20 protein-coding genes and 2 pseudogenes are annotated in these 15,019 nt (G+C 68.3%); 8 read left to right on the forward strand and 14 right to left on the reverse strand.

The features are described from left to right. Window positions 1–105: 105 nt before the first annotated feature. The gene (locus ACFYXB_RS43850) at window positions 106–825 is read left to right on the forward strand and encodes a DinB family protein (protein ID WP_389590972.1); all 720 of its coding nucleotides are present in this window, start codon (window positions 106–108) and stop codon (window positions 823–825) included. A 6-nt stretch (window positions 826–831) separates the two neighbouring features. Here ACFYXB_RS43850 and ACFYXB_RS43855 read toward each other — a convergent pair whose 3' ends face one another. The 4 genes from ACFYXB_RS43855 to ACFYXB_RS43870 form a co-directional block, all read right to left on the reverse strand. Then, window positions 832–927 carry a DUF3418 domain-containing protein gene (locus tag ACFYXB_RS43855; RefSeq protein WP_250794102.1) on the reverse strand — a complete coding sequence of 32 codons (96 nt, stop codon included), beginning with the start codon at window positions 925–927 and terminating at the stop codon, window positions 832–834. A gap of 14 nt (window positions 928–941) precedes the next feature. Beyond that, a complete protein-coding gene (locus ACFYXB_RS43860; protein ID WP_389590974.1) occupies window positions 942–1,112 on the reverse strand; it encodes a hypothetical protein in 171 nt (56 codons plus the stop codon). 176 nt (window positions 1,113–1,288) lie between these two features. Further along, complete coding sequence (locus ACFYXB_RS43865) at window positions 1,289–1,600, reverse strand: DUF6009 family protein (RefSeq protein WP_389590997.1); 312 nt, start codon at window positions 1,598–1,600, stop codon at window positions 1,289–1,291. An 88-nt stretch (window positions 1,601–1,688) separates the two neighbouring features. After that, on the reverse strand, window positions 1,689–1,841 hold the full coding sequence (locus tag ACFYXB_RS43870) for a hypothetical protein (protein ID WP_389590975.1): 153 nt from the start codon (window positions 1,839–1,841) through the stop codon (window positions 1,689–1,691). Between the two features lie 669 nt (window positions 1,842–2,510). Between ACFYXB_RS43870 and ACFYXB_RS43875 the strand changes: the two genes are divergently transcribed. Beyond that, a complete protein-coding gene (locus ACFYXB_RS43875; protein WP_389590976.1) occupies window positions 2,511–3,212 on the forward strand; it encodes a hypothetical protein in 702 nt (233 codons plus the stop codon). A 1,288-nt stretch (window positions 3,213–4,500) separates the two neighbouring features. Here ACFYXB_RS43875 and ACFYXB_RS43880 read toward each other — a convergent pair. Beyond that, entirely contained in the window at window positions 4,501–4,842 is a 342-nt protein-coding gene (locus ACFYXB_RS43880; protein ID WP_389590977.1) for a nuclear transport factor 2 family protein, read from the reverse strand. A 146-nt stretch (window positions 4,843–4,988) separates the two neighbouring features. Further along, window positions 4,989–5,795 carry an SDR family oxidoreductase gene (locus ACFYXB_RS43885; protein WP_351367118.1) on the reverse strand — a complete coding sequence of 269 codons (807 nt, stop codon included), beginning with the start codon at window positions 5,793–5,795 and terminating at the stop codon, window positions 4,989–4,991. Between the two features lie 155 nt (window positions 5,796–5,950). Between ACFYXB_RS43885 and ACFYXB_RS43890 the strand changes: the two genes are divergently transcribed. Continuing rightward, window positions 5,951–6,874 carry an AraC family transcriptional regulator gene (locus ACFYXB_RS43890; RefSeq protein ID WP_389590979.1) on the forward strand — a complete coding sequence of 308 codons (924 nt, stop codon included), beginning with the start codon at window positions 5,951–5,953 and terminating at the stop codon, window positions 6,872–6,874. A gap of 622 nt (window positions 6,875–7,496) precedes the next feature. Here the strand turns inward: ACFYXB_RS43890 and ACFYXB_RS43895 are convergent. Next, a pseudogene (locus tag ACFYXB_RS43895) lies at window positions 7,497–7,625 on the reverse strand (GNAT family N-acetyltransferase); the annotation flags it as partial. A gap of 160 nt (window positions 7,626–7,785) precedes the next feature. Here ACFYXB_RS43895 and ACFYXB_RS43900 point away from each other — a divergent pair. Then, the gene (locus ACFYXB_RS43900; RefSeq protein ID WP_389590980.1) at window positions 7,786–7,941 is read left to right on the forward strand and encodes a hypothetical protein; all 156 of its coding nucleotides are present in this window, start codon (window positions 7,786–7,788) and stop codon (window positions 7,939–7,941) included. Window positions 7,942–7,947: 6 nt separating this feature from the next. Here the strand turns inward: ACFYXB_RS43900 and ACFYXB_RS43905 are convergent, their stop codons facing one another. After that, complete coding sequence (locus ACFYXB_RS43905) at window positions 7,948–8,169, reverse strand: hypothetical protein (protein ID WP_389590982.1); 222 nt, start codon at window positions 8,167–8,169, stop codon at window positions 7,948–7,950. Between the two features lie 267 nt (window positions 8,170–8,436). On the opposite strand from ACFYXB_RS43905, the gene ACFYXB_RS43910 reads away from it, so the two are divergent. Continuing rightward, complete coding sequence (locus ACFYXB_RS43910) at window positions 8,437–9,366, forward strand: hypothetical protein (protein ID WP_389590984.1); 930 nt, start codon at window positions 8,437–8,439, stop codon at window positions 9,364–9,366. Window positions 9,367–9,395: 29 nt separating this feature from the next. Further along, window positions 9,396–9,656, forward strand: a complete 261-nt coding sequence (locus ACFYXB_RS43915) for a hypothetical protein (protein ID WP_389590985.1) — start codon at window positions 9,396–9,398, stop codon at window positions 9,654–9,656. A 294-nt stretch (window positions 9,657–9,950) separates the two neighbouring features. Here the strand turns inward: ACFYXB_RS43915 and ACFYXB_RS43920 are convergent, their stop codons facing one another. The 3 genes and pseudogenes from ACFYXB_RS43920 to ACFYXB_RS43930 all read right to left on the reverse strand — a co-directional run bounded on the left by ACFYXB_RS43920 (window position 9,951) and on the right by ACFYXB_RS43930 (window position 11,863). Continuing rightward, window positions 9,951–10,424: a hypothetical protein gene (locus tag ACFYXB_RS43920; RefSeq protein ID WP_389590986.1), complete on the reverse strand. Its 474-nt coding sequence runs from the start codon at window positions 10,422–10,424 to the stop codon at window positions 9,951–9,953. Window positions 10,425–10,754: 330 nt separating this feature from the next. Then, window positions 10,755–10,949: pseudogene (locus ACFYXB_RS43925) on the reverse strand (Tn3 family transposase); the annotation flags it as partial. 86 nt (window positions 10,950–11,035) lie between these two features. Continuing rightward, window positions 11,036–11,863 carry a nucleotidyltransferase domain-containing protein gene (locus ACFYXB_RS43930; RefSeq protein ID WP_389590988.1) on the reverse strand — a complete coding sequence of 276 codons (828 nt, stop codon included), beginning with the start codon at window positions 11,861–11,863 and terminating at the stop codon, window positions 11,036–11,038. 370 nt (window positions 11,864–12,233) lie between these two features. Between ACFYXB_RS43930 and ACFYXB_RS43935 the strand changes: the two genes are divergently transcribed. Continuing rightward, a complete protein-coding gene (locus ACFYXB_RS43935) occupies window positions 12,234–12,440 on the forward strand; it encodes a hypothetical protein (RefSeq protein ID WP_389590989.1) in 207 nt (68 codons plus the stop codon). Window positions 12,441–12,460: 20 nt separating this feature from the next. Beyond that, a complete protein-coding gene (locus ACFYXB_RS43940) occupies window positions 12,461–12,691 on the forward strand; it encodes a hypothetical protein (protein ID WP_389590990.1) in 231 nt (76 codons plus the stop codon). A gap of 258 nt (window positions 12,692–12,949) precedes the next feature. On the opposite strand, the gene ACFYXB_RS43945 is transcribed toward ACFYXB_RS43940, so the two are convergent. From ACFYXB_RS43945 to ACFYXB_RS43955, 3 genes are all read right to left on the reverse strand, one after another. After that, window positions 12,950–13,180: a hypothetical protein gene (locus ACFYXB_RS43945; RefSeq protein WP_389590992.1), complete on the reverse strand. Its 231-nt coding sequence runs from the start codon at window positions 13,178–13,180 to the stop codon at window positions 12,950–12,952. A gap of 60 nt (window positions 13,181–13,240) precedes the next feature. Then, window positions 13,241–14,428 carry an RNA-guided endonuclease InsQ/TnpB family protein gene (locus ACFYXB_RS43950; protein WP_389590993.1) on the reverse strand — a complete coding sequence of 396 codons (1,188 nt, stop codon included), beginning with the start codon at window positions 14,426–14,428 and terminating at the stop codon, window positions 13,241–13,243. Window positions 14,429–14,480: 52 nt separating this feature from the next. Then, window positions 14,481–15,019: response regulator transcription factor (locus tag ACFYXB_RS43955; RefSeq protein WP_389590995.1), on the reverse strand; the 539-nt coding region annotated here is incomplete at its 5' end.

Genomic DNA, 15,019 nt, shown 5'->3' on the forward strand with positions numbered 1-15,019 from the left:
CTGCCACCCGCATAGCTTGACGGACCGGCACCGAGCCGGCGATCACCAGGGCGGGCGCGTCACAACAGGGCGAAGGTTGTCTGATGCGGCACTAGTATGCGGAGCATGACGCGGTATATCGACGAGGATCTGCACGGTGCGGAGTTCCGCGAGTGCGATCTGACCGGGGCACGCCTGATCGGCGTCGTCATGCAGGATGCCGTGATCGACGGGCTCATCACCAACCTCGTGGTGAACGGTGTCGAGGTCACCGAGTACGTCGAGGCAGAGCTCGACCGGCGTCATCCGGTGCGGGTGCTGATCCGCTCCGAGGACCCTGCCGATCTGCGCGAGGCATCGCGTCAGCTCCATGCCGGCTGGGCCGCCACGATCGAGCGAATCCGCCGTACGCCCGGCATCGAGCGCCGCAGCGTGAACGACGAGTGGTCGGCGGTGCAGACGATGCGCCACCTGGTCTTCGTCCACGACTCGTGGTTCCGCCGCTGCTGCCTGGGCTCGACGGAGCTGTTCACGCCGATGGGCACCGGGACGACCGTCGAGCCCTACCGTGGAGCGCACGGGCTTGACCTCTCGCTCGATCCGGCCCTCGACGAGATCGTGAGCGTGCGTGACGCACAGGCCGCCGAGCTCGAGGCCTGGCTCGACGAGGTCACCGCTGTGCAGCTCGCAGCGCGAGCGCCGGTGCCCGACGACGATGTCTGGCCGCCGTACGCCCGGGGCCGCTTGGTGCGGCAGTGCCTCGGCACGGTGCTCAACGAGACCTTCGAGCACCACGGCTTCTGCGTCCGCGACCTCGACCTGATCGAGGCACAGGACGCTGAGTAGGGCCGGCTACGGACTCAGCATCTTGCGGATGCGGGCATCGCTGACCGTCTGCGCGGTGCCGAGCTGCTGGGCCCAGAGCTGGACGCGGTACTTCTCGAGCATCCGTCGGGCCTGACCTAGGTGCTGGCCGGGCGGGCGGCCGTCGGGAGCGCGGCGAGCTGGTGGAGGTGCGCCGCCTGGAGGTCGGCGATGCGGTCCATCAGTGCGCGATCGGCGGCGATGGTCGTGTCCAGCTCGCGGCGCCGCCCGACGACGCCCTGAGGTAGACCGGGTAGCGCTCCTGTCAAGCCTCCAGGTGGGGCCAAATCAAACCGACACAACATTCGGCACCCCGACCGATGGGGCCGAATCAAACCGTCAGGTGGGGCCAAATCAAGCCGCTAAAGCCAGCCATCCCCACAGACACAGGCAGAACCGCTTACATCAAGCCGATCTTGCTGAGATCACCTCACTGCCCTCGAATTCACGCCTCCGGCAGTGGTGATCCCCATGCTCGTTCGGTGAGTTCGCCCCAGACCCCTGGCGCGACGGTCCTCGGGTCGACGGCTTCGCTGGGTGCTGACTGGCTGTACGTCCCGTTCGGCTGCTCGGACCTGTCGTAATCCTTGATCCAGAAGACTCGCCGGCGGAACTTGCCGGGCACGTCTCCACTTGGGGCATCAGCACGAAGAACGGCATACCCGACGCGGCGCCCGGTTCCTCGCCACGCCACTGGACGCCGACGAGTCGAGACGGACAGTTCAACCGACTGTCTGACGTAGTCGAAACTCTCAATGTCCTCGGTCCGGGTCCACCAATAGCCCGCATTGTGTGCGTGGGCAGGGGGGCAGGGGCGTCAGGCTCGGTCGTCCACACGGGACGGATCACGTAGACGTCCGTACCCGCGAACAGTTCGTCCAGCACGTGTTGTAGCGCTCCAGGACAACGGCGTACTCGCTCTCGTCCTCGGCATACCGCTTCGAGCCCGGCAAGCCGTGGAAGCGCACCCACACGTCCCGGTACGGGCCACGCAGCATGTGCCCAACGGGATCACAGTCGGGCCAACGTTGCTGCCGCAGCTCCGTCAACGCAGCCTGCTCGCTGCCAGACACCTGCAGTACGCATCCCTCATGCTCCGCTGTGACCCGGCAGACCATGATGCCGGACGGACAGCTCGCCATGAGAAACGGTGCCAAGAGATCTTTTCGTACCCTCTGGGGGCACGGCGCGCGGTAACGGTGAAGCCGTCCTCAGGGAAGCCTGCCGGCCGTCCGCTCCGTATGCAGGTGAGGTCTCCGAGATCCAGCCATGCGAGCAGCGAGGCCGGTCGTCCGACGCGCGGCAGCACGGCCTGCGGCGTGCGGCCCCGGTGTGCAGGGTTCTGCACGTGTCTTGGCCAGTCTCTATACCGCACCCGCCTCATCCTGTCCGCAGCGACACGCTGTCCGCAGCGACACGCTGTCCGACGGGGTGAACAGGCGTCAGGAGATCACCCTAAAGGGCTAATAGTATGCCAATCTGCTTATTTTCATGACTATTTGACGCACCACCAATCGTGAGGGAAGCGGCCTGCGGGTGCTGCGAATAGCCCGATCGGCGGCCTGGCAGCAGCTCTCTGATATTCCCGACATGACAGGTATGGGGGGCATTAGTACGTTCAACACGCCGGGCAACTGAGCCGGTGTCTCAGAGACAGGAGCAGCAACATGAAGACCCCCCGTTCCAGGATTGTCACCGCCGGTGTCGTGGCTGCCGCGGCCCTGGCTGTGACCGGCATCACGTATGCCTCGGCCGACTCCGCGCCGCTGGCCCAGGTCGCCCCGGCCCCGGCCCCGGCCCCGGCACCGGCCCCGGCGGCGGCCCCGGCGGCGGCCCCGGCGGCGGCCCCGGCCGACGGCATGGCGGCGGGCGGCGGCGTGGCACCGGCCCCGGCGGGCGGCGTGGCACCGGCCCCGGCGGGCGGCGTGGCGGTACCCTTCGGCAACAACGGCGGCATCGGCTTCGGAGGCAACGGCTTCGGAGGCAACGGCTTCGGAGGCAACGGCTTCGGAGGCAACGGCTTCGGAGGCAACGGCTTCGGAGGCAACGGCTTCGGAGGCAATAACAACGACGAGGACAGGGACTTCGAGGGGCGGATCCAGGTCAACGAGCGGTCGTACTCCTCCCGTGCGGGCGACTGCATCACCGTGGTCAGTGGCCTGGGTGCCAGGACCCTGAACATCCGCAACGAGAGCCGCAGGACGGTCGAGGTCTTCCGTGGGGCGGTCTGCGACAACGGCGCTCCCATCGCCGTCGTCGGCCCCTTCAGCCAGAGCGATGGCGTGAACGCCCGTCACACCGACGGCATCCACGTCGAGGACGGCGTGGTCGGCAGCTTCCGGGTGATCAGGCGCCACTACGGCTGGTAGTCCCGAGCCGGTTGCACGATGAGAAACCCCGGCCCGCCGTAATCGGGCCGGGGTTCCATTGTCCGACATCCCGCACGCCCCCACCCGTGCGGCACGCGAGGCGGTCAGGGACATCCGCGTATCCGTGCGTCAGAGGCGGGTCTCCGCCGCCGTCCGGCGGTGATCATCAGCGATCTGCGCTGCCTGGGTATCCGGGACGCTGCCACTGTCGAGGCGGCAACTGCATCGCACCACCTTGAAGGAAGTAGGGAAAGTTCTACCGCTCGTGCAGCGTCGGTTTTCAAGAGTGTCAAGCGTGCGGCAAAAACGCACTGGTCAGGGGCCGTTTCACAGCGCGTGAGGGGCCGCCTGGCCCACACATAGCCCACCGGCATGGCCATCCCGTGATCGGCATGGCCGGGCTGACGGTCGTGACGACCAACGAGACCGGGTTGGTCACGGCCGCCGACTGGCTCGCGAGCAGGGTTCAGCGGCCAGCCTTTCGCGCGCCGACCGGGCATGGCTGGAGCGACACCGCGCTGCCGTCCTCCTGGCCGCGAAGGACGCGGCCGACCCGCGTCGCTGGAGGTTCACCGGCCAGCGCGACGCTCCCACCGCGGCGGAGTGGCTCTCGCTACGCGTCACCGGTACGCCGGGCCCGTTCCGCTCGCACCCAGGACGAGGTCCAGTTGGTCGCGGAAATTGCTGCGAAGGCCGCCGAGCTGATCCGTCGAACACTCGGTGACGCCCGTCGACGGGAGGTCGTGCCCGAGCCGTGCCCGATGCCCCGCGGCGGCCAGCTGGTGGTCGAGGGCGGTGACGGGGAGCCACCGGTCGTACGGTGCGAGGACTGCGGCCGCACCTGGACGGAGACCTCCGCGGCATGTGTCCCCGGATGCGGGCGGAGAGGTGACGGTCGACCTGGACGGCGTCCTGCTTGTCACGCACTCGGACAAGCAGGACGCGGCCCGACCTGGAAGAAGACCTATGTTCATCACCCGCTGATGGGCTTCGTCGACGCCGCCCGGTCTCGTCTGGAGCGTGAGGGTGTCTGTCGCGGGGGCAGGCCGGACGCCGACGACCTGGACCTTTCCCTGGCCGACCTGTTGCGCTGTCGCGCTCGCCGGCACGTCGATCTCGGCCTGCGTGCTGCCAGGCGAAAACGCAGGTGGGGAGCGCCGCCAAGGCCGCCCTCGATTCCGTGTCGGTCGATCGTGACAGCTGAGGGGCCGGCGGGGGTGCCAAGGGCCGGGAAATCGTCGCGGCCACTGCCCTGAGGTACAGAGAGTTTTTCAGGCAGTGGCCGTGGTCAGGGCGCGATCGTGAGGTCCCCGATCAGGCCGGAGCGTAGCGTGAAGCGGTAGCGGAGATCGGCGCGCCCGCCGGGGAAGTCGCCCTCCAGCCGGTTCGTTACGACCCAGTGGGTGTCGTCCAGTTGCTCGGCGCCGAGCCGTTCGGTGGTGAAAGTGAACTCGCTCGCTGCTGTGCTGAGCCACGTCTCGATGGCGGCGGTGCCGGTGTGGGTGACGCCCTCGTCGGTGACGGTGGCACTCTCGTGGAACGCCGAGAGGGCGGTCGGGGTGTTCCGGACGCGGTGAGCCTCCAGATAGCGGCTCACCGCGTCGGGCAGCTCGATGGGGGTGGCGTTCATGGGAGTTGCAGCTCCTTGCTGGATAGTGCTGAGACCGTGAATTGGGTTGTGCGGGGGGGGGATTACGGGTTCAGTTCGGGGCTCCCCTGTGTCTTTCGGTGACGTTGTCGGCACCGAAAGGGGAACGCCGACCGGTGGGCGTCAGATCAGACAGTGGGCCTGGTGCCGCCGTCGATGACGTGTTCGGCGCCGATGATCGATGACGCCCGGTCCGAGACCAGGAAGGCCACCAGTTCGGCCACCTCCTCGGGGTGTGCCGGCCGGCCGAGGGGAATGCCACCGATCCCGTTCATGACCATCCGGCGGCCTTCTTCGTAGTCGACTCCCGCCTTGTCCGCGAAGGTCGCGACGAAGGAGCGGCCCCAGTCACTCTCGGTGAAACCGGGAGTGACACTGTTGACGCGGACCCCCCTCGGGGCGACTTCGTTGGCCAGCCCCTTGCTGTAGTGGGACAAGGCAGCCTTGGCCGATCCGTACGGAACTCGGTTCGCGCCCGGGATCGAGCGGGAGAGCGAGGAGATATGGACAACAGCTCCCGCGCCACGTTCAACCATGCCGGGCACCAGCGCCCGGTCGAGCCGTGCGGGAGCGAAAAGATTGACGTCCATGACGAACTGCCACACAGCGTCCTGCTGCGTCAGCAGCGGAACATGCTGGTCTCCGTCGGTGCCCACGTTGTGGACGAGAATATCGACCCCGCCCAGACGCTCGTTCACGTGCCGGGTGACCACTTCGATCCCCTCCCGGGTGCCGATGTCGGCCTGCACGAACAGCTCGCTCTCCTGCGCGGACGCAGAGCGGGCAGTGAAGGCAACCGCGGCACCGGCCCTGGTGAGCCTGTCGACGATCGCTGCGCCGATCCCACGCGTCCCTCCTGTCACCAGGGCACGCTTTCCAGCGAACTCGCCGCTCTCTGCAGCAAAACGGGAAACGGGTGAAGCAATGGGGGTCATGGTTCCTCAGTCTCGGGATGCTGTCGGTGGCCGGCCGACCCGGGGCACCTGACGCATTCCGACGTTAGAGCCATCTGGCAAGACGATCCATGCTTAAAAGTCTCGTTTCCTTGACTGTGCGTCTCGCATGAGCCCTCCAATGTAGAGTTTCACTCATGGACGTCGTCAGTGACGCGGTAGCTACGATCCGGACCGGTCGACCGCACTCGGCACGTACCCATCTCACCGCACCCTGGGGCCTGCGCTTCGCGCCGACCAGTGGCCCAGGGTTCCACGTGGTGCTTGAGGGCGGGTGCTGGCTGCTGTCGCGCAACGCCGCACCGGTGGCTCTCGCGGCGGGCGACGTGGTTTTCGTCTCTCACGGGCAGGAGATGGCCCTTGCCGACCACCCTTCAAGTGCGCTCGTCGACGCCACTCAGGACCTGGACGACGCCTGGATCCCCCGTAGCGAAATTCAGCGCACGGAGGCCGCCACCGTACTCATCTGCGGTTCCTACCAGCTCAACCGCGCCCGCTCGCACCCGCTCCTGGCAGAGCTCCCGGACCTCATCCACCTGCCCGCACGCGTAAGCCGGCAGGCTCCCCTCTCGGCCGTCGTCGCCCTCCTCGGCGACGAGCTCAACGAGCACAACCCCGGTTCCGACGCCATCGTCTCCAGCCTGCTGGACACGATGCTGCTGTACATCCTGCGTGCCTGGTACAAGGAGCGGGCCCAGAGCGCCACCACCGGCTGGGCAGCAGCCCTGTCCGATCCGGCGGTCAGCATCGCACTGCATCACCTCCACCGTGACCCCACCCACCCCTGGACAGTGGAAGAACTGGGCACACGCGCAGGGCTGTCACGAGCAGCATTTGCCCGCCGCTTCACCACCCTCGTCGGCAAACCACCACTCACCTACCTCACCTGGTGGCGGATGACCTCGGCCGGCGCCCTGCTACGCCTCGACGACACGCCCCTGCACACCATCGCCCGGCTGACCGGCTACACCTCCGAATCCGCATTCAACCGCGCCTTCAAGCGCGAGTACGGAAAAGCCCCTGGCGAGTACCGCCGCCAGCACATCCGCACCACAGGATGAATCCCTCCGCCAGGACCACACCCGCGACTGGGCGGTAGCCGCGGCCCGTGCCGGTGTGGACCCGAACGGTGAAACGCCCGGCCACGTCTACCGCAGCCTCGGCATACAAGGCACCTACAACCCCAACCCGACGGCCGCACCCTCACCGACCCGCACCTGATCCGGCCCGGCTGGATCCTCCGCCTGCCCGACCACCAGCCCGACGCCGACTCCCAGCGGACCCCGCCTCCGCAGCCCGGCAATTCGCCGACAACCTCGCCCACGGCACCGAGCCCCAGCACACCAACGGACCCAGCCACCCCACATCCGCCAGCCGACACGCGCGCGCCGACCATGACGCCGACGACTCCGCCCCACCTTCCCGGTACTCAGGAATCCCAGGAGCGTGCCAACCCCGGCGTCAGCCTCCCTACTGGAGCCTTTGTCGGTACGGGTCTGGCCGCTCTCGTAGCTGGCGCGTTGGTCGTCGCTCGGCTACGGCGCCGCGCGCGATACCGACCCGGCAGCGGCGAACGGAACGACCTCACCATCGTTCCCGTCGTACGGACACTGCGCGTTGCCCACGACGAAACGACCACCGACAACACCGCGGAGCCACCCTCCACGGCCGCTGCCTCCAGGTCTCTCCGACATCGACGCAGAACTCACGGCACCAGCGCACGACTTGCTCATGGTCCTGCTCGCCCGCGACGCGGCCTCGGCCCTCTGGGCGCGGCTGCGGTGGGGTGAGTGTGCCGAGACGTCGCTGGTGGCGGGCGACTCACGCCCCAGCCTGCCGGCGCCGCGAAACTGAGCGGGCGGGGCCGCCGCTGGCCTCGGAATACTGGCAGAGACCGGGCGATTCACGGTGCGGTCGGCGGAGGAGGCGGCTGTGGCTGCCGGAGGGACTGGTGGCGTAGGGAGGGGCGAGGATGTCGCAGAAGAGCGTGTACGGGGACTACGCGGCGGCGGGTCGGACGGGTGACGAGTACCGAACTGACGCCGTGGGCGAGGGTCTGGCAGCTATCGCCTACACCCTGCTCGATGTCGCCGCCGCGATCGGCGAACACACCGAAGCCAGCCAGTAGGCCAACTCAGACAGTGGGAGTCGGCTCCTCGTCGACGCGGCCGCCGGCTCCGAGGGTCCGCCGCGGTGCCGGGGTCGTCGTCGGGTGCACGCCGAACACGCCCCGGGCCCGCAGTTCGTCAAGGTCGGGGAGGTGGGCTCCGGGCAGGGAGTCGAGCAGGTCGGCCTGGGCGGCGCGGATGGTGTGCGTGGCCTGGGGGCCAGCGCCGAGGGTGCGGCGGGCTGTCACGCGATCATCGTACGGGCGGTGCTACGGCTGGCCGTGCTCGATTGACAGCCATTCATCAAGAGCGCCATATTGATTACGCAAAACTAGCGGCAAAAGCGGTGGGCGGCGGAAGGCACCCCTCAGGAGTGTCGGCCCAGAGCGGCAACCCCGGCCGAACGACCCGCCGACCACCTTCACCAACTCGACTCGCCCGCCGGCGCATAAGTGCCGGAGGAACATAGAGGAGCAGGCCCCAAGTATAGGGCGGCAGCCCGAACCGGAGAGTGCATGACCAAGCCCCTGAACCCGCAGCGTCGCCTCGTCGACGGCCGTGCCGTCGTCAACCGCGATTGGATCCGCGAGTTCACCGGCGCCAGCGTCGGCACCGCGGCCCGCTGGTACAAGGTGCGGGACGAGCAGCCGGAGGAGCACCGTCACCCGGAGAAGGAGCGGATCGACGGGACCGACTTCTACGACGAGCAGCAGTTCCGCGTTTTCCACACGTGGTTCCAGCAGGAGAAGGCGAGCAAAGTCCTCAAGGCCGACCCCGAGCTGTACGAGCTCGGCCCCGAGGACGTCGTCTCCATCAACAAGGCCGCCGAGCTGCTGAACTTCAGCGGGGCCCCAGTGATCCGCAAGTACCAGCAGGCGAACCCCGGCTACTTCCCGGACTCCGTTGGCGGGGTCGAGGGTCCTACCGGCCGCATGATCCCCGGCTTCCGTGTCGGCGACCTGCAGGACTTCGACTACAAGCGCACCGGGGACAAACTCGGCAAGGCCGGCCGCCGTCCGGGGCCGCAGCCCGAGGCGCCCGTCGGCCGGCCTTCGGCCCTCGAGGAGGTCCTCGCGGCCGAGCTGAGCGCCCGCGCCGGCGGTGAGCCGCTCACGGCCACGCAGCTCGCCGAGCAGTTCGCTGCCGAGGCGATCGAGCGTGACGGCTACCGCCCGGGGCTGGCCGCGGAGCTCAGCGTGCAGTACGGGGGGCCGCAGAGGTCCTGGGAGTACGTCGTACGCAACGCGCTCGAGCGCCGCCCCGCGGCCGCGCCGCCCCGTTCGGAAGCCGACCAGCGCGCCGACATCGCCCTGGCCGCCCTACGCAAGCGTGGTGACATCCGGGGGCTTGCCGCCTCTCTCGCCCGCGAGCACGGCGGCAGCCCCGACGTCTGGTCCCGCGCGGTGAACGCGGCACGCCCCCTGCTCACCGACCCGACCACCTGATCACCCCACCAGCTGGAGGACGATCCCCCATGCCCAGCTATCAGCTCCGCGACACCGCCACCCGCCAGCTCCTCGCCCACGGCGTGGCCGACTACGCCGCGGTCGAGGCCGCCCTGGACCGCCTCGACGACGAGCTGGAACACGACCTCGCGGCCAACGGCGAAGGCGCCGGCCACATCCGGCTGCGCCTCGACGTCGAAAAAGTCACCGCCGACGTCACCGAGACCGTCGAACACCATGTGCTCCTCCTCGGGGTCGACGACCCCGTCGACCTGATGCGCGCTCCGTGATCATCGAGCGCTACGCCAGTCGTTCACTCGCGGCGCCTTCACCTCGACCGCTCCGGCAGAGGTCGTCACCGTCCGGAGCCGGTGACGGCTTACGCACGACCACGCGGCGTCCCCGCTCGTCCTTCTTGTGCGCCAACTCAGCTATTTACTGGTCGACTTCGGCCTCTAGCGCGGCGGCGAGCATTCTCCTCGCACTTTCGCGGACGATGTCGTCGATCAGGGGTCCGGTGGCGGTGGTGCTGTCGTCGTTGACTTAGAGCGCCGCTTCGGCGTTGCTCGCACAGCCGTGTGCCGTCACTCTTGTCGGCGACGCAACCCAGGCGCCACGAGCCGGAAGGGCTGTCCCTTTGCGTCGGCGATCACCATGCCCGATTGCCCGCTGTACGTCCAGTGAACCAGGACGCGCCACTTGACATCTCCTGGTGCGCTGAGCTTGGTCCGGATGATGAAGTACTCGGGATCAAGGGGCGAAACCGTGTACGGGAAGTCCGGTACTCCGTCAGCTGGCTTCGCGAAGTAGGTATGGGCGCTGAGGTCCACTTCGCCGATGTGGAAGTCGAACGTATGCACGCTCATCGGCTGTGGCCTGGGCACGGACACGCTATTGGGGTCGATAGCTGGCGGGGTAGAACGCGACTCGACTTGCATGCTGAGGCCGGTGATGATCACGGCACGATCCACGGCAGCTTCGACGGTGAGATGCACGCTGGTGGACCCAATGGCTACCCAGCTATTGGAGTTTCTCCGCCCTTCGAGGTCTTCGGGCATGGGGGCCAATGTGCCCACGCAGGTCTACGCCTTGAAAAGCTTTGGCGACGATTGGGGGCGGCGATGTCGGGTCCCGTACGGCCTCACGGCCGCGCGTGATGGCCCTGTCTGCCCCGCGCGTCACGAGACCGCCAATGGCGGAGGCGATCCCTGCCAGGGTTGCTGTCAAGATCCACTTGCCGACCCCGGGTACAGCCACGGCCACGGCCACGGCAGCAACAAGTAAGGCAGCTACGCCAAGGCGTAGCGCCAGTTGACTAAACCGCACGGCATTCCCCCTCATCCGTACATGATGCCCCGAGCTACCCGTCGTACCGGTGGGGACGCCCGTCACTCATCCTTGCGTGCGTCCGGGTCGCGCAGCGGGCGCAGTCCGCCCGGCTGGTCGGGCGGTTGGAAGGAGTACCGGCCGTGCATGTTGATGTGGTGCCGTACGAACGGTGAGAGGCGGGCGACGTCTTCGTCGCGGACGTCGAAGCCGTCCGCACGTAGCTGGTTCACGGCGGCGTCCATGTACGGGGTGTTGCAGAACGTATCCGTGGCAAACGGGTGTGCGGGCCGTATTCGTGCAGGTAGAACACTTGCGGTCGTGCCCGTGACAGTACGCCCCGTCACCCCGGTGAGGGTGAAAGGTTGTCCAGGACATCGGCGGCCAGCTGGTCCGCGTCGTCGATCGCGGTGGTGAGCTCGTCCGGGGTGGCGCCGAGGGCGCCGAACAGGGCGTGGGCGCGTGCGGAGAAGTTGGCCGGAGCGGTTGGAAGCTGTCCTGCCGCCTGGACGGCTCCTTTCTCGTTGAGCACCCAGCACCCGGCCTGGGCGTGCAGGGCGTGCACGAGGAGTCCCACCACGCGGAACAGGCAGCCGGCGATGTAGAAGGCGTCGCCACGGGTCACGCCTTTGCGGGCGATGGACAAGGCGAACGGCACTTCCCATCGCGCGTTGGCGACCAGCGACTCACGTAGCGGCTGTGGGTAGGACGCCCTGATCTGCTCCTGCAAGGCGGTCAGTTCACCGGTGGGGTCGGCGAGGATGCGTCCGAGGGCTACCTCACCGGCGTAGGCGTGTGAGTAGACCCCGAGCGGGTGGCCTGCCTGAGTGCCTACTTCGAAGTGCCCGGCCTGGCACTGCTGCCAGATCCGGTGCACGCGGTCCAGGTCGCGGTAGATCCAGTCGATGTGTGCCCCGTCGACGGTCAGCCAGCCACCGCCGTCGACCCAGGGACCCCACCCGCCCGGCTCGGTCATCTCGACCACGCCGCCGGTCAGCTCGGTGGCGAGCAGGCGCAGGGCGGCGGTGTCCAGCGGAGGGCGGTAGTAGAGGCCAAGATCGAAGTCGGAGTCGGGCCTATGCGTGCCGCGCGCCCGGCTGCCGCCGAGGCAGACTGCGACGACACCGTCGACGCCGGCCAGCCGGTTCGCGATCTTCGTTACTTGGTCCACTGGCTGGAGTCTGCCGAACGGGACCGGTCCTGGCGACTGGATTATCGGTGACGGCTCGCGTCAGGGCCGAGGCGGCGCCGCAGCTCAAGATTCTCGCTCAGTTCGAAACGGCGGAGCGGGACCAGATCGGCTGAGACAGCGTCCGGCATTCACCCGCCCGGGACCACATCACCTGGAGATTCCCGGCATCTCCACGTCTCAACTGAACTGGTCGCCGCAGGTCAGGAGCCCGACTCAGGGCCAGATCATTTAAGACGCCATCCACTTTCCGAACGTGATCGGTTGGTTCGGAGTGGGTGGGCATGAACTCCGGTCGGCGCGGGAGAGATGGACGTGGTTGTTCCGCTCGTCTCGCTCGTGGAGGTGGCTGATGGCGTCGGTGCTCGGTTCGCTGGAGGCCCCGGAGAAGAGGGTCCGGGAAGAGATCGCGCGGTTGTGGGAGGAGGCCGAGCGGGTGCAGGCCGCGCTCGGCGACGCGGAACGTGCGCTTCAGCGGCTGGTGGATGCCCGCGTGACGGTGGCCGAGCCGCCGTCCAACTCGCGGAGCCGGCGCGGAGCGAGGCGGCGGGCGCGGTAGTGCCGCGGCGGGCCGAGGGCATGGCGGCGTCGGTCCTCGCGCCGGACCACCAGCAGATCTTGTCGGTGCTGGAGTCGGAAGCGGGGCGGCAGGGCATGCGCTGCCAGCAACTGGCCGCGGCGCTGGGGCTGGAGGCCGTCCCGGCGAAGGTCGAGGGGCTGCGATCGAAGGCGAAACGTCTGGTGGAGCGGAGGTGGGCCCTCCAGGTGCGGCCGGGAGTGTTCACCGCGCTCGCGGTGCCGGCCGGCTAAGGCACCCGGGCGGCGTCCGGCAAGGCGGCCGCTCATCAGCATGGTCATCGACCACAGCACCATGGCCTCGTGCGTCGCGAGCCTCGTCCGGGTAGTCAATCAGCTAACCCTGGAGAACCGGCAACTCCGCCAGCAACCGGCCGTGCCAGGACCCGTCGCTCGACTCCTTCCCGCCCAGCCCCAGCCGCCGGAACGGTGATCACAAGCCGCCCGGCACGCTCTCTGGGGCAGGTCGTACGGTTGGCCGCGCCATCCGTCCTATGGCACGGGGTTCTCGACTGAGGGTGCGCTCGGGGATGCCGTCGCGGCCAGTGGGGACGTGCGTGCGGCGACGGCACGGGCAAGGAACGGCTGGGTGATGGCCAGGGCGAGACAGGCACCGGACATGGCGAGCCACAGCGTGCTCGCTCCCATGTACTGCAGCAGCCGGGTGCCGACCACGGGAGCGGCGATCCCGGCGATTCCCCAACTGGTGCCGTAGACAGCCATTTGACTTGCTCCTCGGGCTGAAGCCCGAGGATTCTGGCCTTCTCGTCTGTTGCCGTGCCGCTACGCGGCACGGGGTTCGGTGGAGAATCCGTGGCTTCCTGCTTCGTCGCGCGGTGCCGGGAGGGATCCTGGCCTTACCTGCGCTCCACAGGCTGCGACCGCCAGTCCGGCGGCCGTTTTCACGTTCTTGGCGGCATTGTGGTCCCGGTCATGGACCGTGTTGCAGGCGGCACAGGTCCACTCCCTGATGTGCAGGGGTTTGGGGCCGTCGTTGACGCCGCACGCCGAGCAGACCTGGCTGGTCGGCTCGAACCGTCCGGTCTTCACAGAGGTCCGCCCGTACCTGACCGCTTTGTATTCCAGCATGTGCACGAACTGTGCCCAGCCTGCGTCATGCACACTTTTGGCCAGCCTGGTGCGCGCCAGTCCCCTGACCGCCAGGTCCTCCACGCCGATTGCTTGGTTCTCGCGGATCAGCTTGGTGGAGAGCTGGTGGTGGAATTCGCGGCGCGCGTCGGCCACGTGTGCGTGGGCGCGGGCGACCTTCACCCGGGCTTTCTCCCGGTTCTTGGATCCCTTCTGCTTGCGGGACAGCTCCCGCTGGGCCTTCTTCAGTTTCTTCTCCCGGCGTAGAAACCTGGGAGAGTCGATCTTCGTGCCGTCGGACAGCACCGCGAAGTGGGTGAGTCCGAGGTCGATGCCGACGCTCTGGTCGGTGGCGGGCATGCGGATGGCGTCGGCGGCCGGGTCGGTGTCGATGACGAAGGACGCGAAGTACCGCCCGGCCGCATCCTTGACCACGGTGACCGAGCTGGGCCGGACGGGCAGGGTGCGGGACCACTTCACCTTCACCGCGCCGATCTTCGGCAGGTTCAGCCGCCCGCTTTTGTTGACCGCCCAGCGGGCATTGGCCGTGAAGCGGATCGACTGGCGGGCATCCTTGCGGGACTTGAACCGGGGCGCTCCTACCCTCGCACCCTTGCGCTCGCCCTTGAGGGAGGCGAAGAAGTTGCGGTAAGCGGCCTCCGCATCGCGCAGGGCCTGCTGGAGCACCACCGAGGACACCTCGCCCAGCCAGGAGCGCGCCTCGCTCTGCTTGGCCCGGGTGATCAGGTCCTTCGACAACTGCCCGGCGCTGGAGCATGGTTCGCCCGCCTTGCGGGCAGTCTCGCGGGCGCGCACGACGTCGTTGAACACGACGCGGGCACACCCGAACGCCTGGGCCAGTGATCGGTGGAACGCCGGCACTTCAGCACGATGAGTGCGTTGACCACCACCTGGTCATGCGATTCGGCAAGGTTCAGTCATGCATGGCAGGACGGGATTGCCGGCTGTCTTGGTCTTCGGTGAGGGATACCGCCTGTGCGGCCTGGTCGTCCTCGCCGGGTGCCATCGCCTCCAGGGCGGCGCGGAGCCCGACGCGTGAGGTGATGCCGAGTTTGGGGTAGAGCCGGTACAGGTGGGAGCCGACCGTGCGGTGGGACAGGAACAGCCGTTCGCCGATCTGCTTGTTGGTCAGGCCGGTGACGGCCAGTTCGGCGATCTGCCGTTCCTGGGCGGTCAGTGCGGCTGTCGGCGCGTCGGGCCCAGTGGTGGTGGCAACGCCGGTGGCACGTAGCTCGTTGCGGGCCCGCTGCGCCATCGTTTGGGCGCCGAGCCGGTCGAAGGTTGCGAGGGCGGCGCCCAGGTGCAGGCGGGCGCGGGGGTCGCGGGTGCGGCGTAGCCACTGCCCGTAGGCCAGCTCGATGCGGGCGTGTTCCCATGGCCACTTGGCGGCTTCGGGCAGGGACAGGGCTGCCTCGAACAGGGGGCCGGCTTCGTCGTCGTCGGCGGCCAAGG

It is taken from the genome of Streptomyces sp. NPDC002619 (assembly GCF_042889305.1).
Classification (GTDB): domain Bacteria; phylum Actinomycetota; class Actinomycetes; order Streptomycetales; family Streptomycetaceae; genus Streptomyces.